Origin of the sequence: Kitasatospora herbaricolor, assembly GCF_030813695.1 — a bacterium.
Taxonomy (GTDB): domain Bacteria; phylum Actinomycetota; class Actinomycetes; order Streptomycetales; family Streptomycetaceae; genus Kitasatospora; species Kitasatospora herbaricolor.
The window spans coordinates 5837691-5857201 of the sequence record NZ_JAUSVA010000002.1 but is presented as its reverse complement, the minus strand read 5'-3'; the positions used below and the strand labels follow the sequence as shown (position 1 = coordinate 5857201).

The following is a 19511-nucleotide window of genomic DNA, read 5'->3' as shown; positions in this document are numbered from 1 at the left end:
GTGCTTCCTACTCCCCTTCAACCCGCATGATGCTGGCCACGCCCCGCACGCTGTCGAGCGCGCGGAGCTTGTCGACCGTCGCCGAGAGCGCGGCGTCGGTGGCGCGGTGGGTGACCACGACGAGCGAGGCGTCGCCGTCGCGTCCCTGCTGGCGCACGGTGTCGATGGAGACGCCGTGCTCGGCGAAGGTGGACGCCACCTGGGCGAGCACCCCCGCACGGTCGTCCACGTCCAGGCTGACGTGGTAGCGGGTGACGACCTCGTCCATCGGCTTGGCCGGCAGGCGGGTGTACACCGAGTCGCCGGGGCCGGTGGAGCCCGCGACCTTGTTGCGGCAGACCGCCACCAGGTCGCCGAGCACCGCCGAGGCGGTCGGCGCGCCGCCGGCACCCGGGCCGTAGAACATCAGTCGGCCGGCCGCCTCGGCCTCCACGAACACCGCGTTGTAGGCCTCGCGGACGGAGGCCAGCGGGTGCGACAGCGGGATCATCGCCGGGTGCACCCGGGCGGTGACCGACTCGCCGTCGGCCGAGCGCTCGCAGATCGCGAGCAGCTTGACCACGCAGCCCATCTCCTTGGCGGAGGCGATGTCCGCGGCGGTGACCTCGGTGAGGCCCTCGCGGTAGACGTCGGCCGCGGTGACCTTGGTGTGGAAGGCGATGCCGGCCAGGATGGCGGCCTTGGCGGCGGCGTCGAAGCCCTCGACGTCGGCCGTCGGGTCGGCCTCGGCGTAGCCGAGCGCGGTGGCCTCCTCCAGCGCCTCCGAGTAGCCGGCGCCGGTGGAGTCCATCTTGTCGAGGATGAAGTTGGTGGTGCCGTTGACGATGCCGAGCACCCGGTTGACGCGGTCCCCCGCGAGGGACTCGCGCAGCGGGCGGATCAGCGGGATCGCCCCGGCCACCGCGGCCTCGTAGTACAGGTCGACACCGGCGTCGGCGGCCGCGCGGTGCAGCTCGGCGCCGTCCCGGGCGAGCAGCGCCTTGTTGGCGCTGACCACCGAGGCGCCCTGCTCGAACGCCTTCAGGATGAGGTGTTTGGACGGCTCGATGCCGCCCACGACCTCGATCACCACGTCGATGTCGCCGCGGCCCACCAGGGCCTCGGCGTCGGTGGTGAGCAGGTGCTCGGGCACCCCCGGCCTGGCCCGGCCGGCCCGGCGCACGGCGATGCCGGCGAGCTCGACCGGCGCGCCGATACGCGCGGCGAGGTCGGCGGCGTCCGTCGTCATGATGCGCGCCACCTCGGAGCCCACCACACCACAGCCCAGCAACGCCACCTTCAGCGGGCGCGTACGCATCATCCGACTCCGCTCTGCATTCTTCGTGTATTCCGGCGCCCATTTCGGACGGTCGCCGAACCTTCGGTCCGTACCAGTCTCCGGGACTTTCCGCAGGGATCTACGGTCGTTCCATGATCTGAGACAAGAATTTCGTCATCCGATATCGAGACGCAGGAGATCCTCCTCCGTCTCGCGACGGACGATCACCCGGGCGGCGCCGTCCCGGACGGCGACCACGGGGGGCTTGAGGGCGTGGTTGTAGTTGCTGGCCATCGAGCGGCAGTACGCGCCGGTGGCCGGCACCGCGATCAGGTCGCCCGGTGCCAGGTCGGCGGGCAGGAACGCGTCCCGGACCACGATGTCGCCGGACTCGCAGTGCTTGCCCACCACCCGGACCAGCATGGGCTCGGCGTCGCTGGCCCGCGACACCAGGGCGACCGAGTACTCGGCGTCGTACAGCGCGGTGCGGATGTTGTCCGACATGCCGCCGTCCACGCTGACGTACGTCCGCAGGCCCTCCAGCGGCTTGACGGTGCCCACCTCGTACAGCGTGAAGGCGGTCGGGCCGACGATCGCCCGGCCCGGCTCGACGCTCAGCCGCGGCGCCCGCAGGTCGGCGGCGGCGCACTCGCGACGGACGATCTCGGCCAGCGCGGCCGCGATCTCGGCCGGCTCACGCGGGTCGTCCTCGCTGGTGTAGGCGATGCCGAGGCCGCCGCCGAGGTCGATCTCCGGCAGCTCCACCCCGTGCTCGTCGCGGACCTCGGAGAGCAGCCCGACCACCCGGCGGGCGGCGACCTCGAAGCCCGCCATGTCGAAGATCTGCGAGCCGATGTGCGAGTGGATGCCGCGCAGCTCCAGGCTCGGCCGGGCGAGCACCTGGCGGACCGCCTCGGCGGCCGCGCCGCCGGACAGCGAGAGGCCGAACTTCTGGTCCTCGTGCGCGGTCGCGATGAACTCGTGGGTGTGCGCCTCGACGCCCACGGTGATCCGGATCAGCACCGGCTGGCGGACGCCCTGGCCGGCGGCGATGGCGGCCAGCCGGTCGATCTCCTGGTAGGAGTCCACCACGATGTGGCCGACGCCGACCTTGACCGCGTGCTCCAGCTCGTCCGAGGACTTGTTGTTGCCGTGCAGCGCGATCCGCTCGGCCGGCATCCCGGCGGCCAGCGCGACCGCCAGCTCGCCCTGGCTGCAGACGTCGAGGTTGAGCCCCTCCTCGTGCAGCCAGCGCACGACGGCCTTGGAGAGGAAGGCCTTGCCGGCGTAGTACACGTCGGCGCCCGCGCCGAAGGCGTCCCGCCAGGCCCGGGCCCGGGCGCGGAAGTCGTCCTCGTCCAGCAGGTAAGCCGGGGTGCCGTGGTCGGCGGCCAGCGTCCGCACGTCCAGGCCGCCGACGGTCACCACGCCGTCCGCGCCGCGCGCGACCGTCCGGGACCACACCTTGGGGTCGAGGGCGTTCAGGTCGCTCGGCGGGGCCTGGTAGTGGCCCTCGGGCAGCACGTCGCCGTGGCGCGGGCCTGCGGGGTGGGCGGAGCGGCTCATGTCCTCTTCCTCTGACGTTCTCGGCTGGAGCGCGGGCGGATCTCGAAGCTGGTCTCGGAGCTGGTCTCGGAGCTGGTCTCGGAGCTGGTCTTGAAGCTTGAAGCCGGGCTTGAAACTTGAAGCTGGTCTTGGCGCTGGTACCGGCGCTGGTCTGGGCGCTGGTCCCGGCGCGGGCGGATCTACGGAAAGGGGCGGCGACGGCCCGGATGGACCGTCACCGCCCCGTCCGCGCGTGGGGGCGGTTACATCCGCTCGGGGGCTGTGACGCCGAGCAGCGTGAGGCCGTTGGCGACGACCGTCCGCGCGGCCTCCACCAGCCAGAGCCGGGCACGGTGGGTGTCCGTCATCTCCTCGTCGCCCTTGGGCAGGAACATGCAGTTGTCGTACAGGCGGTGGTAGACCCCCGCCACGTCCTCCAGGTAGCGCGCCACGTGGTGCGGCTCGCGGGTCTGGCCGGCCTTGGCCAGGATCCGCGGGAACTCGCCGAGCGCGCCGAGCATGTCGCTCTCCCACTGGGTGGCGAGCAGCTCGGGTTTGAAGTCCTCGGCCGCGCCCTTGTCGACGCCCAGCTCCTTGGCCTTGCGGGCCACGCCGCACATCCGGGTGTGCGCGTACTGGACGTAGTAGACCGGGTTCTCGTTCGACTGGCTGGTCAGCACGTTGATGTCGAGCGTGATCGTCGAGTCGGTGGAGGAGCGCGCCAGGGTGTAGCGGGCCGCGTCCACGCCGATCCAGTCGACCACGTCGTCGATGGTGATGATGTTGCCGGCCCGCTTGGACATGCGGACCTCCTCACCGTCACGCAGCATCTTGACGAACTGGCCGATCTTGACCTCGATGTTGCGGTCCATGTCGTCGCCCGCGCAGGCCGCGATGGCCTTGAGGCGGTTGACGTAGCCGTGGTGGTCCGCGCCCAGCATGTAGACCGAGACCTCGCTGCCGCGGTCCCGCTTGCTCAGGTAGTACGCCGCGTCGGCCGCGAAGTAGGTGGTCTCGCCGTCGGCCTTGATCAGGACGCGGTCCTTGTCGTCGCCGAAGTCGGTGGTGCGCAGCCAGATCGCGCCGTCCTGGTCGAAGACGTGGCCCTGGGCGCGCAGCCGCTCGATCGCCTTCTCCACCGCGCCGGAGTCGTGCAGCGACTTCTCCGAGAACCAGGTGTCGAAGTGCGTGCCGAACTCGGCCATCGACCGCTGGATCTCGGCGACCATCAGCTTGAGGCCCTCGACCCGGAAGGTCTCCAGTTGCTCGTCGACCGGCAGGTCGAGCACCCCGGGGATGCCCTCCACCAGCGCCTTGGCGATGTCGACGATGTACTCGCCGACGTAGCCGTCCTCGGGCGCGGGCCGGCCGTTGGCGGCGGCCTGCAGGGAGGCGGCGAACTTGGAGATCTGCACGCCGGCGTCGTTGAGGTAGTACTCGGTGGTGACGTCGGCGCCGGTCGCCTTGAGCACCCGGGCGAGCGAGTCGCCGACGGCCGCCCAGCGGACGCCGCCGATGTGGATCGGGCCGGTCGGGTTGGCCGACACGAACTCCAGGTTGATCCTCAGGCCCTTGAGCGCCTCGTTGCGGCCGTAGCCCGCGCCCGCCTCGACGATGGTGCGGGCCAGCTCGCCCTGGGTGGCGGCGTCGAAGGTGATGTTCAGGAAGCCCGGTCCGGCGATGTCGACCTTGGCGACCCCGGGCAGCTCTCGCAGGCGTGCGGCGACCAGTTCGGCGACGGCTCGCGGCGGCTTGCCGGCCGGCTTCGCGAGCTGGAGGGCCACGTTGGTGGCGTAGTCGCCGTGGTCCCTGTTCTTGGGCCGCTCGACGGTCACGTGCTCGGGCACGGTGACGGTCAGCTCGCCCGCCTCGACGGCGGTGCGCACTGCGGCCTGGACTGCCTGGGAAAGCTCTGCGGGTGTCACGACGCCAAGCGTAGGCGAGAGAGGGTGCCCGCCCGCCACCCGGTTTACCCGTTGAGACGCCGGGCCCGCCCGGGCCTCACCCGCCCCACCGGCACCCGACCGGCAGGCCGTTGCGGTTCGCGGCGCCGACGGCGGCGACCGTCAACCCCGATCCGTTCGCTGAGAGCGGAATTCCCCGGGTTCCCCGGCCGGGCCGCCGGCCGCCGGGCCGCCGATCCTGGGCGCGCCGCCACCCGGCGCACCGGCCACCGGGGCGGCCGGCCCGGCACCGAAGCCGTAGGCGAAGCCGGACGCCCGACCGCCGCCCGCGCGCAGCGCCATCAGGCGGTGCACCAGGGCCACCAGGTCCGCCGGGTCGAAGGGCTTGCCCAGATAGCCGTCCACCCCCACCGACTCGCCCCGGTCCAGATCCGCCGGGGTGCACGCGCTCACTATGGCGATCGGCAGATGACTGGTGCGCGGCGCCGCGCGGAGCCGCGCCGCCGTCTTCAGCCCGTCCAGCCGCGGCATCATCACGTCGAGAGTCACCACGTCCGGGTCCACCCGGCGGACCACCTCCAGGCACTCGGCGCCGTCGGCGGCAGTCACCACCTCGAAGCCCTCAAGCTCCAGGTTGACTCTGATCAGCTGGCGGATCACCTCGCTGTCGTCCACCACGAGGACCCGCCCGGACACTCCAGACACCTCACCGAGGGTAGCCGCGCGCCCACCGCCCCGTCCGGGCTTTCCGCACTTCCGTCACCCCCGCCGGGAGCCACTCCGACGCGTCCGTCAAAACCCGTGCACGGACAGAGCCGACGGCCTGGTAATGTTCTCCACGTCGCAGCAAGGTCGCGACGAAGAGCAGGCCCCCGTAGCTCAGGGGATAGAGCACCGCCCTCCGGAGGCGGGTGCGTAGGTTCGAATCCTACCGGGGGCACTTCGCGAGAAGTGCTGAAGAGGCCCAGCCAAGCGGTGAGTTGCCGCGAAGCTGGGCCTTCGTCATGTCCGGGGGCAGTACGGGCGGCTCGGGCCGCGACTGCCCGGCGGGGCCGTCGCCGCCCTGAAGTGGCCCGGTCGGCGCGCCTGTTCGTACGGCCCGCCCGCCGCCCCGGCCGGCCCGGTGGCGCCGGCCGCATGGATAATGATCTTGAAGCGGGCCGGCGGGTGCCGGCCCGTCCGCATGCAGTGGGGGGAAGCAGCGATGAAGGCAGCACGGGGACGGATGTCCGGGGGCGGGGCCCGGCGGGCGGTCGGCCTGGGTCTCGCGGTGGCACTGGTCGGGGCGGGCGCGGTGGGTTGTTCCAGCGGCGCGGCCGCGGGCCCCGCCGCGGCCGGCACCGCCGGGCAGTCGAAGGCCGGCAAGGCGCCGGAGGTGTTCGGCGCCGCCGGGTACCGCGGGCTGGCCCCGGGCACCGCCAAGGAGGCGGCGCTGGCCGGCGGCGAGCTGGCGGCCGCCCCGGTGTCCACGCTGGACGGCTGCGTCGACTTCTCCTATCGGGGCGGCCCCGCGCCCGACCCGGTCAGGATGGCCGCCGAGACCGCGGCCGAGGCCAAGCTCAAGGACCTGGACGCCAAGGCCGACGCCGCCGCCGCGAAGGCGGACAGCGGCCGGGCGGGGCCCGGCGCCTCGGCCCGCGAGTCCGCCGACGACGCCGCCCGCCAGGCGGAGGCCGCCAGGGCGATGGCCGAGGCGACCCGGGCCGTGGTGGACGTGGCGGCGGCGCGCGAGGCACGGGACAAGGCCTTCGCGGCCGCCGGCGGCGCCTCCTTCGGCAAGGGCGGACTGCACGAGCTGGTCGCCCCGGCGGACGCCCGGACGGCCGAGGGGATCGGCGCCGGCTCGACCGTCGAGGAGCTCGAGCAGGCCTACGCGGCGCGCGGCCTGGAACTCACCGGCGGGGGCCGCTACCGGATGCCGGCCGGCGGGCCGCCGGGCTGGGTGTACGAGTTCACCGTGGCCGCCGGGAAGGTCGGCGCGGTGGTGCTGGTCGACCGCGGGACGAAGTGCGTCTGACGGCGCGCCGGCTGCCGTAGGTGCCGGGGCGCGGCCGCCCCCGCACCGATCGGGCCTCAGGCCGTGGCACTGCCGAGGACGCGGGTCGGCGTGATCCGGATGACCAGCCGGACCTGCTCCGCCGGCAGGTCGAGGTACTCCTGGCCGGCGCCCGGGCCCTCGTACTGCTCGGCCAGGGTCACGGCGAGCCGGCGCCCGGCGTCCTCGGTGACGGTCGCCGTCCCGCGCACCTCGGCGTAGAGGTCCGGGTTCTCCCGGTCGTGGACGGTGAGGCTGACCCGCGGGTCGCGGCGGACGTTCTTCTCCTTGCGGCGCCCGGCGGCCGTGGAGACGACCACCTCGTCCCCCTCCCGTCCGACCCGGACGACCGAGGTCTGCGAGGCGCCGTCCGGGTTGAGGGTGGCGAGCACGGCCGAGTGCGGTGCGTCGAGGAGCTTGCGGACGGCGTCGTTGAACAGGGATGTCATGACCACGACCCTAGATCACGACACACCGGCCCGTCGGCCGGTTCGGCGCAGCGGGCCGGGCCGCCCGGGCAGGGTCAGCCCGCTGCCGCGACCGCCGTGGCGTAGAGGGCCGTGATGGTGTGGTCGAAGAGGGCGCTGTACGAGGTGTCCGGGGTGTCGCCGCCCTCCTGGTAGCCGCCGATCAGCCCGATGACGGCGCCGGTGGCGGTGCTGATCCAGGGGCCGCCGCTGGTCCCGCCGGTGTAGGCGGGGCAGTCGATGGCGCGCTGGTAGGCGTCCTCCTTGCTGGTGGCGTTGACGCAGGTGAGCGGGCTCTCGCCGGCGTTGGGGTAGCCGAAGAGGCGGACCTGGGCGGTGAAGCTCTCGCCGGTGCCGAGCGGGTGGGCGCCGACCACGTCCTCGATCTGCCGGCCCTGGTCGGCGGCGACCTCCAGGATCGCGAAGTCCTCGTCCTCGTCGCGGCGCTGGTCCCAGCCGGTGGTGGTGTGGACGGCGGTCACCTTCCAGCTCCCGTAAGGCGCCGAGCCGTCGCGGTAGCCGGGGGCGAAGGTCACGTCGCCGGAACTGCTGAGGCAGTGGGCGGCGGTGAGCAGCAGGTTCCTGGTGGCGCTGTGGACGACGCTGGCGGTGCAGAAGTGCCGGCCGGCCGCGACGGGGCCGTTGAACAGGGCGCCGACCTTCGCGGATTCGGCGTCGGCCGGCGCCTCGGAGGTGGTGCCCCGCTTGACGGTCGCGGTCGGCGTGGGGAGCGGGGCGGCCTCCGTGGTGGGAGTGCCGGCCGGAGCGGTGGCCCGGGGAGCGGGCGGGTCCGGGGTGGCGGGCGCGGCCGCCGTGGAGGGCTCGGCGGAGGCGGTGAGCGCGGTGTCGACCGGCGCGGCGGCCGGGGCGTCGGCGGTGGCGCGCGAGGTCAGGGCGTGGGTGCCGGCCAGGACGGCGGCGACGGCCAGCGCGGCGCAGGCGGTGGCCAGGGCCGGTCGCAGGATGCGCCGCCGCGGCGTTCGGCGGGCGTGCTGCCCGGCCCGGTGCTGTCCCATCCGGTGCCCCACTCCTGCCCCCGGTCCTGCCCCCGGCCCTGCGTCGGTTCGCTTACCGTCCGACTGTGCAGGGCCGAGCTGGGAGGGCCGTGATGCTGCGCTGGGAGTCCGATGAGAATTCCCGCCCCGGGCCGCCGCCCACGGGAGAGCCGCCGGTCAGCGGCCCTTCAGGGCGCCGGCGAGGCTCTCCGCGAGGTCCGGCGCGGTGATGAAGTCGGTGTGGGTCCCGGCGCTCGTGCAGGCGTACGCGCCGGCGATGGCACCGCTCACCACCGCCTCCTCGGCGGGCCGGCCGGCGAACCAGGCGTGCAGGAAACCGGTCACGAAGGCGTCCCCGGCGCCGTTGGTGTCGACCACCGGCGCGGCCGGCGGGAGCGCGGGGAAGTGCCGGACCGCGGCGGGCTCGTCCCGCGTCAGCAGGTGGCAGCCGTCGGCGCCGTCGGTGGCGACGACCAGCAGCGCCCGGCCCTCGGCGAGGATCCGCCGCATGACCTCCTCGTGGCGTCCCCGGCAGCCCGCGACGGACAGGAAGACCAGGTCGGAGTTGACCGCGTAGTGGTGGTGGTGGGGGTTGTGGCCGTCCCAGTCGTGCAGGTCGGTGGAGCTGGTGAGGCCCAGCCGGCGGATGTCCTCGTACATGTCGCGGTTGGGGCCGGTGATGGAGAGGTGCACGTGCCGGGCCTGCTGGAGGTGCGGCAGGTAGAAGTCGCTCGGCAGGCGCAGGTCGGCGGGGTGGCGGCCGTCGTAGAAGGAGAAGCGCCGGCCCGCGGCGTCCACCAGGTTGACCGCGCGCGGCGTCCCGTACGGGGTGTGGAGGTGGCTGAACGGCAGGCCGCGGCGGGCGTACTCGGCCAGGATCAGCTCGGCCTGCGGGTCGTCGCCCAGGAAGTCGACGAAGGCGGTGCGCAGCCCGAGCTGGTGGGCACCGAGGGCCACGCCGTTGCCGGTGTGGGCGACGTAGTCGCGGATCGGCGGGGCGTACACCGAATCGCCGTCCGGGACCTCCAGCCGGTCGACCCTGACGATGGTGTCCACGCCGGTTCCGCCGACGACGAGCAGGTCGAACTCAGGCACGGTGGTGGCCCCTTCGGCTGTTGGCTGGGTGCTCCGCCGGAGCACGCGGCTGATCCGCAGCTGGAGTCAAGCAGCCGGGCGAGGTGCATGCAATATCTTTCTGCAACTTTCAAGCGATCTCCTGCGAGCAGTGCGGGCGGGCGGCGGGGGCACGGAGTGCGCCCGGACACCGAGCGGGCCCGGGGCTCGCGCCCCGGGCCCGCAGGCCTCGGCCGGTCGGTCCGGATCTCAGGATTCCGATCTGAGCGGGTCGGGGTTCAGGGTGTCGGGCCGTCGGGAGCCCGCCGCCGGGGAGTCGGCCGCCGGCGCGTCCGCGCGCGACCGGGCCGCCTCCGGGTTCGCCGCCCGGGCGACGTGCGGGTCCGGCTGCGGCTGCCGGCCGGCCGCCGCCCCGGCGTCCGCCTCGGCCCCCGGCCCGGCGGGTGCGCCGCCGGTGGCCTCGCCCGGCGCCGGCCGGTGGTTGATCATCAGGAACGCGATCAGGGCGGCCGCCAGCAGGATGACCATCGCGACCGTGGTGGCCACGGCGTAGCCGTGCACCGCGCCCTGGGCCTGGACCAGCGGGTCGGTGGCGACCCGGGAGGCGAGGTAGGTCGCGGTGACGCTCGCCGCGATGGTGTTCAGCAGCGCCGTACCGAAGGAGCCGCCCACCTGCTGGGCCGAGTTGATGGTGGCCGCCGCCGCACCCGTCTCGCGGGGTGCGACGTTCAGGGTCGCGAGGCTCATCGAGGGCATGAACACCATGCCCATGCCGAAGCCGAGCAGCAGCTCGCCCGGCAGCACGGTGGCCACGTAGGCACTGGTGACGGTGATCTGGGTCAGCACGGCCAGACCGCCGGCGGCCAGCAGCAGGCCGGTGGCGATCAGGTTGCGCGACGGCACCCTGGTCATCAGCCGCGCGGCGATGCCGGTCGAGCTGAGCACGATCGCTCCGGTCATCGGCAGGAACGCGACGCCGGTCATCACCGGCGAGTACCCCTTGATGATCTGGAGGTAGTAGGTGAGGAACAGGAACACGCCGAACATGCCGATCATGGCCAGGCCCACCGACAGGGCCCCGCCGCCACGGTTTCGCTCGGCCACGATGTGCAGCGGCAGCAGTGCGTGCGGGTTGCGCTTCTCCACCAGGACGAAGACCAGCAGCATCAGGACGCCCAGGCACAGCGAGCCGAGCACCAGCCAGTCGCCCCAGCCGCGGTTCACGGCCTCGGAGGTGCCGTACACGATGGCGAGCAGGCCGCCGCAGCCCAGGAAGGCGCCCGGCAGGTCCAGCTTCACCCGGCGGCCCTTGGCGATGTGGTCGGGGACGAGGAGGTAGAAGGCGGCGATCGCGGTGACGATGGCGATCGGGGTGTTGACGAACAGGCACCAGCGCCAGTTCAGGTACTCGGTCAGCAGGCCGCCGGAGATCAGGCCGATCGCGGCGCCGCCGCCGGCGATGGCACCGAAGATGCCGAAGGCCGTACTGCGTTCCTTGGGATCGGAGAAGGTGGTCGAGAGCAGGCCCAGCGCGGACGGCGCGAGCAGTGCGCCGAAGGCGCCCTGGAGGGCGCGGGCCGCGAAGAGCATGGTCGGACCCTGGGCGCCGCCGCCGAGCGCGGAGGCCGCCGCGAAGCCCAGCAGGCCGATCACGAAGACCCGTTTTCGGCCGAAGAGGTCGCCGAGCCGGCCGCCGAGCAGCAGGAGCCCGCCGAAGGCCAGGGTGTAGGCCGTGATGACCCACTGGCGGTCCGCGTCGCTGATGCCCAGGTCGGTCTGGGCCGACGGGAGCGCGATGTTCACGATGGTGATGTCGAGGACGATCATCAGCTGGGCGATGGCTATCACGGCCAGCGCCCACCAGCGGCGGGAGTCCGCCGTACGACCGCCGGGGGGAGGTTGCGAAGACACTGGGAGAGCCTTCCGGAGGGTTCGGAGAGGACACGCAGTCGTCTTCCAGGCAAACTCTCGGACGGCCGATTGGCAAGGAAAAATGTGACCAAATGTTCCGAAATGGGACTTAAGACCCAGTTCGCTTAAACCACCCCCGTCTCCGGGACCGGTCGCCGGCCCGGCCCCGGGACCGAGCCCCCGGGACCAGGGACGTACGACCGGGGGCCGCCCCCGGTGGGAGCCCCGGCAGGGCTCCCACCGGCCGGCACCGGCTACAGCGCGGTGAGTTCGGCCACCAGGTCGTCCAGGCCCAGCGAGCCCTGCGAGAGTGCCGCCATGTGCCAGGCCTTGAGGTCGAAGGCCTCGCCGCGCGCCTCGTGCGCCGCCTTCGCCGCCGCGCGCCCGCTCAGCCAGGCCCGCTCGCCGAGCTTGTAGCCGATGGCCTGGCCCGGCAGGCCCAGGTAGCGGACCAGCTCGCTGTCCAGGAACTCGGCCGGCAGCCCGCAGTACTGCCCGAAGAACTCCCGGGCGTCGTCCGGCAGCACCGGCTCGCCCGGCTTGTACGGCGAGTCGGCCGGGAAGTCGAGGCCGACGTGCATGCCGATGTCGACGATCACCCGCAGCGCCCGCATCATCTGGGCGTTGAGGTAGCCCAGCCGGTGACCGGGGTCGGTCAGGTAGCCGAGCTCGTCCATCAGGCGCTCGGCGTACAGCGCCCAGCCCTCCAGGTTGGCGCTCACCCCGCCCAGGCTCACCTGGTAGGTCGAGAGCCGGTCGGCGACGTAGTTCCACTGCGCGAGCTGCAGGTGGTGGCCCGGCACGCCCTCGTGGTACCAGGTGGAGACCAGGTCCCAGACCGGGAAGGCCTCCCGGCCCAGCGTCGGCAGCCAGGTCCGGCCCGGCCGGGTGAAGTCCAGCGACGGCGCGGTGTAGTACGGCGCGGCGGCGCTGCCGGCCGGGGCCAGCCGGGACTCGACCCGGGTGACCGGCTCGGCCAGGTCGAAGTGGGTGCCCTGGAGGTCGGCGATCGCCTGGTCCATCAGCCCCTGGAGGTACTCGCGGGCCGCCTCCTCGCCCTTGATCGACGGGCCGTCGGTCTCCAGCCACTTCATCGCCTGCATCGGCGTCGAACCGGGCCGTACCTTCTCCGCCTCGACCCGCATCTGGGCCGCCAGCTCGTGGAACTGCTGCCACGCCCAGCCGTACGCCTCGTCCAGGTCGAGGTCGGAGCCGGTCCAGTAGCGGACCCAGCGGGCGTACCGCTCGCGGCCGACGGTGTCCGGCGCCGCGGCCGCGGCCGGGCCGTAGACGTCGCGCAGCCAGTCGCGCAGCGTCGCCAGCGCGTCGGCCGCCGCCACCGCGATCCCGGTCAGGGTGGCCCGCTGCTCCTCCGGGGCCGCCTGCACGAACTCGCCGAACCAGCCGCCGGGGGTCGCCGGGTCCAGCCATTCGCCGAACTGGCCGACCACCGTGGTGACCTGGCGCGGGCCCGAGAGGAGACCGCGGGCGACGCCCTCCTCCAGGGTCTCCCGGTACTGGGCGAGCGCCACCGGCACCCGGGCCAGCCGGCGGCCGACCAGTTCCCAGTCCTGCGCGGTGGCGGTGGCCATCAACGTGAAGACCTCCCGCACGTTGTGCACCGGCGAGCCGAGGTTGCGCACCGCGCGCAGGTTCTCGCCCGCCTCGTGGACGGCGAGTTCGGCCGTCAGCCGCTCGCGCAGCAGCCGGGCGCAGCGGCGCTCGGCCTCGTCCCGGGAGGCACCGGCGGCCTCCGCGGCGTCGAGTCGGGCCAGGGTGCGACGGCCGAGTTCGGCGATCTCGCGGTCGCCGGCCGGGGAGAGGTCCGGCAGCCTGTCGTCGTCGGGGTTGAGGCCGAGATAGACCGCGGTCAGCGGGTCGAGCTCGGCGAGGGCCTGGACATAGGAGTCCGCGATGCGGCGGGGGGTGGTGCCGCCTTCGTGAGAGTTGATCAGTTCTTCAACCATCTGGACATCCTGTCGCGTCCGGGGCCGAATGCAACCCTCCCGGGGCATCGTCCGGCGCCCCGGAGCACAACTCGGCACGGGTACGGGCCCCGGGTGCCGGGATGCCGGAACCGGGCCCCGCGCACCGGGTCGGATCGGACGGTCCCCCACTACGCTGGCGGCCATGGAAGCCAGCTCAGCGCCAGACCCGTCCTCCGCCGAGGCCCGCCCCCGGCGCGCCGGATACCGGCGGCTGCCGGTGCAGCAGCGACGCGAGCAACTCATCGCCGTCGCCCTGGAGCTGTTCGCCTCCCGGCCGCCCGAGGAGGTCACCCTCGACGACGTCGCCGAGGCCGCCGGCGCCTCGCGCCCGCTGGTCTACCGCTACTTCGCCGGCGGCAAGCAGCAGTTGTACGAGGCGGCGCTGCGCAGTGCCGCGGAGGAGCTGATCAGCCGCTTCAAGGTGCCCAAGGAGGGCACCCCGACCCAGCAGCTGGCCACCGTGCTGGACCACTACTTCGACTTCGTCGCCGAGCACCACGCCGGCTACGGGGCGCTGCTGCGCGGCGGTTCGGTGGTGGAGACGACGCGGACCTCGGCGATCGTCGACGAGGTCCGGCGGACGGCGCTGCGCCGGACGCTGCGGCACCTGGGCGTGCGGCAGGCCGGCCCGCGGGTGACGATGCTGGTCCGGTCCTGGATCTCGGTGGTCGAGGGCGCCTCGCTGACCTGGCTGGACGAGGGCCGGCAGATCCCGCCGGCGGAGCTGCGCGACTGGCTGGTGGACCAGTTCGTGGCGATGGGCGCGGCCTCGGCCCTGCACGATCCGCAGACCGCGCAGGTGCTGGGCGGGCTGCTGGCGCTGGAGCGGCCGGACGGGCCGGCGGCGGCGCTGGCCGGGCAGTTGCGGGAGCTGATGACGGCGCGGAACGGGACGGCGGAGCGGGCCGGGACGGCTTCGCGCTGAGAAGTCGGGCGCCGGGTTTCGGGCGGCGGGCTTCGGGCGGCGGGCTTCGGGCGGCGGGCATCGGGCGTCCGGCATCACAGGGCGAACGGCGGCGGACGTCAGAAGGCGGGCGACGAGCGGCGGCGGGCTGGTCCGAGGGGCCCCGACCCCCGTGCCCGGGGTCGGGGTCGCAGTGCCGGGCCCGGTGGTCAGGCCTTGCCGAGGACCTGCCGCTGGCGGCCGAGACCGTCGATCTCGATCTCGATCACGTCGCCGGGCTGCAGGAACGGCGTCCCCGGGTGCCCGAGCGTGACGCCGGCCGGGGTGCCGGTGACGATCACGTCGCCGGGCTCCAGCACCATGAAGTGGGTGAGGTAGCGGACGATCTCCAGCACCGGGAAGATCATCTCGGCGGTGGAGCCGTTCTGCCGCAGGTCGCCGTTGACCCAGGTCCGGACCGGCAGCCGCTGCGGGTCCGCCACCTCGTCGGCGGTCACCAGCCAGGGCCCGAGCGGCGTGAAGGTCTCCGCCGACTTGCCCTTGTCCCACTGGCCGCCGCGCTCGAACTGGAAGGCCCGCTCGGTGACGTCGTTGGCCACCGTGTAGCCGGCGACGACCGCCGCCGCGTCCTGGTGGGTCTCCAGGTAGCGGGCGGTCCGGCCGATCACGATGGCCAGCTCGGCCTCGTAGTCGGTCTTCTCGCTGCCCCGCGGCACCAGCACCTCGTCGTAGGCGCCGACCACGGTGTTGCTCGGCTTGAGGAACACCACCGGCTCGGTGGGGATCTGCGCCCCCGCCTCGGCGGCGTGGTCGCGGTAGTTCAGGCCGATGCCGACGACCTTGCCCGGGCGTACCACCGGCGCGCCGACCCGCTGCCCGGCGATGTCGGTCACCGGCAGCGCGCCGCCCGCCACCGCGCGGGCCAGCTCGGCCGGGTCCAGCCCGGCGAGGAAGGCGCCGTCGATGTCGGGCGTCCGGCCCGAGAGGTCGTACGCGGTGCCGTCCTGGCCCAGTACGACCGGGCGCTCAGCGCCGGGGAGGCCGACACGGAGGAGCTTCATATGACCGTCACCACCTGGTTCATCGCATCTCACCGGGCAGGCCGCACAGCGCACCCGGTCTATGCATCCGAGGTATATCAACCGCTGCCACCTGCGAACCAGACTGCCCGGGTCGGCGAATTCCTATCAATTCCTCCAAGTGCCCGGACCCCCGAATAGGTCGCCCGTACGGTTGACAAGCCCCGGCCGGCCTTGCGCGGCCGGCGCGGCGGGCCCTCGCGGCGTCCGTGGCGGCCGGGCGCACGTGCACCCCGTCGGGGCCGATGGCGGGCTCAGGTCTCCCGCTCGGGGAGGTAGTCCTGCTCGGGGACGCCGAAGGTCCAGGCCACGCCGGCCCGCGCCGTCCGGGTGGCCGGCGGCACCCGCAGCCAGTACGTCCGGAAGGTGCCATCCGGCTCTGCCGTCGAGTTGACCACCTCGACCATCACCACCGGCTCGTCGTCCGGCAGCTGGATCCGCCAGAGCACGCCGGTCTCGTCGCGGTGCAGCGGCTCGGCGCCGGAGTCGGCGAGGTAGCGGTCGTAGCCGTAGTGCTCCAGCATGACGCGGCGCAGCTCGGCGTTCTCCTCCTCGCGGATCCGCTCGGTGGTCAGGCCGTCCAGCCCGGCCAGGAAGTCCTCGGGCACCGGCATGCCGCGCCAGGCGTGCAGGGCGAACCCGTCGGGGTAGGCCAGCGCGGGGCCGTCCGCGCGGTCCAGCCGGCCGGCCTCGTCCCGGTGCAGCGTGGTCGGGCGGGCGGCGACCAGGGCGACCCGCTCGTACGGCCACCACCAGCCGGCGTGCCGGGCGACGGCGGCGAGGCCCGCCAGCCCGGCGAGGTCCCCCTCGAAGCCGGGGCCGGCCGCGTCGAAGACTGCCAGCCAGGGGGCGTCGTGCTGCCCGAGCACCGCGTCCAGCAGCGCCGACCGGACGGCGCGGACGGCCGCGGTGGCCCGCACCCGTACCGTGCCGTCGGCCTCCGCCTCGGCCTCGGGGGCCAGCCGGTCGGTCAGCACGCCCTCGATCCGCCCGGTCAGGGCCTGGGTCTGCGGCCACAGCTCGCCGCCGGTCAGCGCCCAGAGTCCGGCCCAGCCGGCCCCGCCGAGCCGCTCGCGCACCAGCCGGCGGGACCGCTCCCAGGGCGCCGTGCGGACCGGCTCGCGCACGCTCGGCCCGGCCGCGCCCGGCTCGGCCGCCACCCCGGCGTCGGCCAGCCGCCGTCCGGCGGCCGCGAGGACCGCAGCGGCCTGCGCGGCGCCGGGCCCGGCCAGCACGGCCTGCGCGCCGCCGCCGAGGATCAGCGCGGCGGCGAGCGCCTGGAGCGGCGAGTCCAGCCGCACCACGGCCGTCGGTTCGGCGAGCCCGGCGGCCCGGTAGGCCGCCCGGACCGCCTGCTCGGCCGCCGCCCGCTCGCGCGGGGCGTCGGCGGCCGGCGCGGTGGCGACGGCGGCGCGGCGCCAGTAGGCGGCCACCCGGGCGGGGTCGGCCGGCGCGGTCGCGGGGGCCCGGCCGGGCCGTTCGGTCTGCTGGGTCATCGTCCTGCTCCTGATTCCTGCGTCCTGGGGGTGGGCGGCTGCTGCGCGGCCGCTCTCAGTCGGCCACGACGCGGACGGCGCCCGGCAGGTACTCGCGCTGGCGCACCACCCGGTACCAGCCCTTGGGGAGCGGGATCACGGCGTGCTCCTCGTGCACCACCCGGCCGCCCTCCGTGAGGTGCAGCCAGGCGGTGGCGAACGGGCCGGGCTCCCGGCGGAGTTCACCGGGGCCGACCACCGCGTGCGCGTGGCCGGTCACCTCGCCCAGCGCCAGCACCAGCCGGCCGCGGGCGTCGCGCGGCTGCCCGGGCAGGCCGGCCACCCGCTGCGGGACGGCCGCCTCCTCCACCGGAACGATCAGCACATCACCCTGCCGGTACACGGCGCCTCCCCGCACTCGCTGCCTTCTTGACGACACGGCAGACGCTACGGGCGGGGTACGACAACGGGCCCCGGGGGCCGCCCGGGCGGACCGCCCGGAAGGGCTGTCGGCGGCACCTGGTAGACAGGGGTCAGCCCCCTTCCAGCCCGAGGAGACGCGCCATGGCGATCGGCCGGCACATCGAGGAATTCCACGGCCTGCCCGTGTTCAACGTGGAGGCCGCGCTCGCCGACGGCAAGCCGCTGCCCGCCGCCGGGGAGGTCGCCTGGCGCCTCCACCTGGACTACGACGCGGACGAGAGCTTCGAGCAGCTGTGGGAGACCTTCCTCGGCGCCGTCGACAGCACCGCCGTTCGGGCCGTGGTGATCGGCTCCTGGTGGGGGGACGACGGCATGGACCCGCTCACCGAGCCGCTGGCGCTGATCGTGCGCAGCGCCGGGCGGCTGCCCGCGCTGCGGGCCCTGTTCCTCGGCGAGGTGACGTACGAGGAGAACGAGATCTCCTGGATCCAGCCGGCCGACCTCACCCCGCTGCTGGAGACCTACCCGCGGCTGGAGGAGCTGGTCGTCCGCGGCGCGTACTCGACGTACGGCGAGGTCCCGCCGCCGTACCTGCGGCCGCTGCGGCACGAGCACCTGCGCACCCTGCGCTTCGAGTCCGGCGGCCTCTCCGGCACGGTCTCCCGGGCGATCGCCGCCTGCGAGCTGCCCGTCCTGGAGCGGCTCGAACTCTGGCTCGGCACCGAGTGGTACGGCGCGGACACCACCCTCGACGACCTCGCGCCGCTGCTCGACGGCTCCGGCCTGCCCGCCCTGCGCCACCTCGGGCTGGAGAACAGCGACCTCAGCGACCAGTTGGCCGCAGCCCTGGCCGGCGCACCGGTGGTGGCCCAGCTGTCGACGCTCAGCCTGGCCCTCGGCACCCTGAGCGACCAGGGCGCGGCGGCCCTGCTGGCCGGCCAGCCGCTCACCCACCTCGCCGCCCTCGACCTGCACCACCACTACCTCTCCGAGGAGATGCGGCAGCGCCTGCAGGACACCCTGGGCGCGGCCGGCACGGCGCTGGACCTCTCCCAGACCCAGAACCTCGACGACGACCGGCCGTACGTCGCCAACGGCGAGTGACCCGGCAGCCCACCGGAGGACCGACGGACGGCCCCCGCCCATGACACCGGCCCCGGCCCCGGCCACCGACCCGACCGCCCCGCGGCTCACCGTGCTGGGCAACCCCGGCCACCGGCGGGTGACGCTGTTCGCCGCCGCCGTCCGGGCCGCCGGGCTGCCCGAGCCCGCCGTGCTGCCCTGGTCCCGGGTGCTGCGCGGCGGGTACCGGATCGAGCCGGGCACGCTGCTGCGGGTGGACTCGCCCGGCGAGGACGAGACGGTCGACCGGCTGCTGCGCGGCGCCGCGCTGGGCCCCGGGTACGCGCCGACCAGGGTGGAGGGCACGGCCGCCTGGTACGCCGGGTTCACCGCCGCGCTGGCGGGGGTGGCCGGGGCGGTCCGGGCCGCCCCCGGGGCGCGGCTGCTGGCCGACCCGGCCGAGATCGCGGTGATGTTCGACAAACGCCGCACCCACCGGCTGCTGGCCGGCGCGGGCGTGCCCGTCCCGCCCGCCCTCGACCAGTCGCCGGGGCCCGTCGCCGACTGGGCGGACCTGAAGGGGCGGCTGGCCGCGGCGGGACTGCGCCGGGTCTTCGTCAAACCCGCCCACGGCTCCTCCGCCTCCGGGGTGCTGGCCCTGGAGTTCGGCCCGCGCGGGCGGCTCTCGGCCACCACCTCGGTCTCCTGGCGGGACGGCGAGCTGCACAACTCCCTGCGGGTGCGCCGGTACCAGCAGGAGGACGCGATCGCGGCGATCGTGGACCGGCTGGCGCCGGACGGCCTGCACGTGGAGCGGTGGATCCCGAAGTCCGCCCAGGGTGGCCGGGCGGCCGACCTGCGGGTGGTGGTGATCGCCGGCCGGGCCACCCACCTGGTGGTGCGCACCAGCACCGGCCCGATGACCAACCTCCATCTCGGCGGCGCCCGGGGCGACACCGAACTGCTCCGCGAGGCGGCCGGACCGCACTGGGCCACACTGCTGGAGACCGCCGAGCGCGCGGCCGCCTGCTTCCCCGGCTCCCCGGCCGCCGGCGTGGACGTGCTGCCCGGTGCCGACTGGCGGCGCTACCTGGTCGGCGAGGTGAACGCTTTCGGCGACCTGCTGCCCGGTCTCACCGGCCTGCCCGGCGGCCCCGCCGAAGGGCTCGACACCTACGCGGCCCAGCTCGCCGCCGTGCTCGCGGGAGGCACTGCGCTCCCGAACACTGACCTGCCGGGCACTGACCTGCCGGGCGCTGACCTGCCGGGCGCTGACCTCCCGGGCCCGGGAGGCGGCGCCGGGCCCTCCCCCGCCGCCGCCCCACCCCGTACCGCCGTCCCGTCCGCAGGCCATGGAGCCACCCCGTGAGCGACCCCGTCCCCTCCCCGGC

The 19511-nt window shown here is 74.4% G+C and carries 16 protein-coding genes and 1 tRNA gene; 5 read left to right on the top strand and 12 right to left on the bottom strand.

All coding sequences use genetic code 11. The annotated features are described in order from the left end of the window. Positions 1 to 7 precede the first annotated feature (7 nt). The 4 genes from J2S46_RS25930 to J2S46_RS25915 all read right to left on the bottom strand — a co-directional run bounded on the left by J2S46_RS25930 (position 8) and on the right by J2S46_RS25915 (position 5412). A complete protein-coding gene (locus J2S46_RS25930) occupies positions 8 to 1300 on the bottom strand; it encodes a homoserine dehydrogenase (protein ID WP_191289496.1) in 1293 nt (430 codons plus the stop codon). Positions 1301 to 1432: 132 nt separating this feature from the next. Beyond that, positions 1433 to 2824 carry a diaminopimelate decarboxylase gene (gene lysA / locus J2S46_RS25925; protein ID WP_191289495.1) on the bottom strand — a complete coding sequence of 464 codons (1392 nt, stop codon included), beginning with the start codon at positions 2822 to 2824 and terminating at the stop codon, positions 1433 to 1435. A gap of 242 nt (positions 2825 to 3066) precedes the next feature. Then, the gene (argS, locus tag J2S46_RS25920; protein WP_191289494.1) at positions 3067 to 4728 is read right to left on the bottom strand and encodes an arginine--tRNA ligase; all 1662 of its coding nucleotides are present in this window, start codon (positions 4726 to 4728) and stop codon (positions 3067 to 3069) included. Positions 4729 to 4869: 141 nt separating this feature from the next. Further along, entirely contained in the window at positions 4870 to 5412 is a 543-nt protein-coding gene (locus J2S46_RS25915) for a response regulator (protein WP_191289493.1), read from the bottom strand. A gap of 163 nt (positions 5413 to 5575) precedes the next feature. Here J2S46_RS25915 and J2S46_RS25910 point away from each other — a divergent pair. Both J2S46_RS25910 and J2S46_RS25905 read left to right on the top strand, forming a co-directional pair. Next, positions 5576 to 5647: transfer RNA gene (locus J2S46_RS25910), tRNA-Arg, on the top strand. A 264-nt stretch (positions 5648 to 5911) separates the two neighbouring features. Continuing rightward, positions 5912 to 6724: a hypothetical protein gene (locus tag J2S46_RS25905; protein ID WP_229912609.1), complete on the top strand. Its 813-nt coding sequence runs from the start codon at positions 5912 to 5914 to the stop codon at positions 6722 to 6724. 56 nt (positions 6725 to 6780) lie between these two features. Here the strand turns inward: J2S46_RS25905 and J2S46_RS25900 are convergent, their stop codons facing one another. The 5 genes from J2S46_RS25900 to J2S46_RS25880 form a co-directional block, all read right to left on the bottom strand. Next, on the bottom strand, positions 6781 to 7191 hold the full coding sequence (locus J2S46_RS25900) for a PPOX class F420-dependent oxidoreductase (RefSeq protein ID WP_191289492.1): 411 nt from the start codon (positions 7189 to 7191) through the stop codon (positions 6781 to 6783). 74 nt (positions 7192 to 7265) lie between these two features. Then, complete coding sequence (locus J2S46_RS25895; RefSeq protein WP_191289491.1) at positions 7266 to 8225, bottom strand: trypsin-like serine peptidase; 960 nt, start codon at positions 8223 to 8225, stop codon at positions 7266 to 7268. Positions 8226 to 8381: 156 nt separating this feature from the next. Beyond that, positions 8382 to 9299, bottom strand: a complete 918-nt coding sequence (locus J2S46_RS25890; RefSeq protein ID WP_191289490.1) for a carbohydrate kinase family protein — start codon at positions 9297 to 9299, stop codon at positions 8382 to 8384. Positions 9300 to 9527: 228 nt separating this feature from the next. Then, entirely contained in the window at positions 9528 to 11189 is a 1662-nt protein-coding gene (locus J2S46_RS25885) for an MFS transporter (RefSeq protein ID WP_229912608.1), read from the bottom strand. Positions 11190 to 11443: 254 nt separating this feature from the next. Beyond that, positions 11444 to 13156: a DUF885 domain-containing protein gene (locus tag J2S46_RS25880; protein ID WP_191289489.1), complete on the bottom strand. Its 1713-nt coding sequence runs from the start codon at positions 13154 to 13156 to the stop codon at positions 11444 to 11446. A gap of 163 nt (positions 13157 to 13319) precedes the next feature. On the opposite strand from J2S46_RS25880, the gene J2S46_RS25875 reads away from it, so the two are divergent. After that, the gene (locus tag J2S46_RS25875; protein ID WP_191289488.1) at positions 13320 to 14102 is read left to right on the top strand and encodes a TetR/AcrR family transcriptional regulator; all 783 of its coding nucleotides are present in this window, start codon (positions 13320 to 13322) and stop codon (positions 14100 to 14102) included. A gap of 188 nt (positions 14103 to 14290) precedes the next feature. Here the strand turns inward: J2S46_RS25875 and J2S46_RS25870 are convergent, their stop codons facing one another. The 3 genes from J2S46_RS25870 to J2S46_RS25860 all read right to left on the bottom strand — a co-directional run bounded on the left by J2S46_RS25870 (position 14291) and on the right by J2S46_RS25860 (position 17038). Further along, positions 14291 to 15142: a fumarylacetoacetate hydrolase family protein gene (locus J2S46_RS25870; protein ID WP_191289487.1), complete on the bottom strand. Its 852-nt coding sequence runs from the start codon at positions 15140 to 15142 to the stop codon at positions 14291 to 14293. Positions 15143 to 15414: 272 nt separating this feature from the next. Continuing rightward, complete coding sequence (locus tag J2S46_RS25865) at positions 15415 to 16656, bottom strand: DUF6745 domain-containing protein (RefSeq protein ID WP_229912607.1); 1242 nt, start codon at positions 16654 to 16656, stop codon at positions 15415 to 15417. A gap of 55 nt (positions 16657 to 16711) precedes the next feature. Further along, on the bottom strand, positions 16712 to 17038 hold the full coding sequence (locus J2S46_RS25860) for a DUF8820 family protein (protein WP_191289486.1): 327 nt from the start codon (positions 17036 to 17038) through the stop codon (positions 16712 to 16714). Positions 17039 to 17199: 161 nt separating this feature from the next. Between J2S46_RS25860 and J2S46_RS25855 the strand changes: the two genes are divergently transcribed. Next, complete coding sequence (locus tag J2S46_RS25855) at positions 17200 to 18162, top strand: STM4015 family protein (protein WP_191289485.1); 963 nt, start codon at positions 17200 to 17202, stop codon at positions 18160 to 18162. A 40-nt stretch (positions 18163 to 18202) separates the two neighbouring features. Further along, the gene (locus J2S46_RS25850) at positions 18203 to 19489 is read left to right on the top strand and encodes an STM4014 family protein (RefSeq protein WP_191289484.1); all 1287 of its coding nucleotides are present in this window, start codon (positions 18203 to 18205) and stop codon (positions 19487 to 19489) included. Positions 19490 to 19511: the final 22 nt, after the last annotated feature.

Bases quoted from the DNA above. Each gene is read 5' to 3' on its own strand.
- J2S46_RS25895 (WP_191289491.1), bottom strand. From the start codon at position 8,225: ATGGGACAGCACCGGGCCGGGCAGCACGCCCGCCGAACGCCGCGGCGG.
- J2S46_RS25900 (WP_191289492.1), bottom strand. From the start codon at position 7,191: ATGACATCCCTGTTCAACGACGCCGTCCGCAAGCTCCTCGACGCACCG.
- J2S46_RS25875 (WP_191289488.1), top strand. From the start codon at position 13,320: ATGGAAGCCAGCTCAGCGCCAGACCCGTCCTCCGCCGAGGCCCGCCCC.
- J2S46_RS25855 (WP_191289485.1), top strand. From the start codon at position 17,200: ATGGCGATCGGCCGGCACATCGAGGAATTCCACGGCCTGCCCGTGTTC.
- J2S46_RS25850 (WP_191289484.1), top strand. From the start codon at position 18,203: ATGACACCGGCCCCGGCCCCGGCCACCGACCCGACCGCCCCGCGGCTC.
- J2S46_RS25880 (WP_191289489.1), bottom strand. From the start codon at position 13,156: ATGGTTGAAGAACTGATCAACTCTCACGAAGGCGGCACCACCCCCCGC.
- lysA (WP_191289495.1), bottom strand. From the start codon at position 2,824: ATGAGCCGCTCCGCCCACCCCGCAGGCCCGCGCCACGGCGACGTGCTG.
- J2S46_RS25905 (WP_229912609.1), top strand. From the start codon at position 5,912: ATGAAGGCAGCACGGGGACGGATGTCCGGGGGCGGGGCCCGGCGGGCG.
- J2S46_RS25865 (WP_229912607.1), bottom strand. From the start codon at position 16,656: ATGACCCAGCAGACCGAACGGCCCGGCCGGGCCCCCGCGACCGCGCCG.
- J2S46_RS25870 (WP_191289487.1), bottom strand. From the start codon at position 15,142: ATGAAGCTCCTCCGTGTCGGCCTCCCCGGCGCTGAGCGCCCGGTCGTA.
- J2S46_RS25930 (WP_191289496.1), bottom strand. From the start codon at position 1,300: ATGATGCGTACGCGCCCGCTGAAGGTGGCGTTGCTGGGCTGTGGTGTG.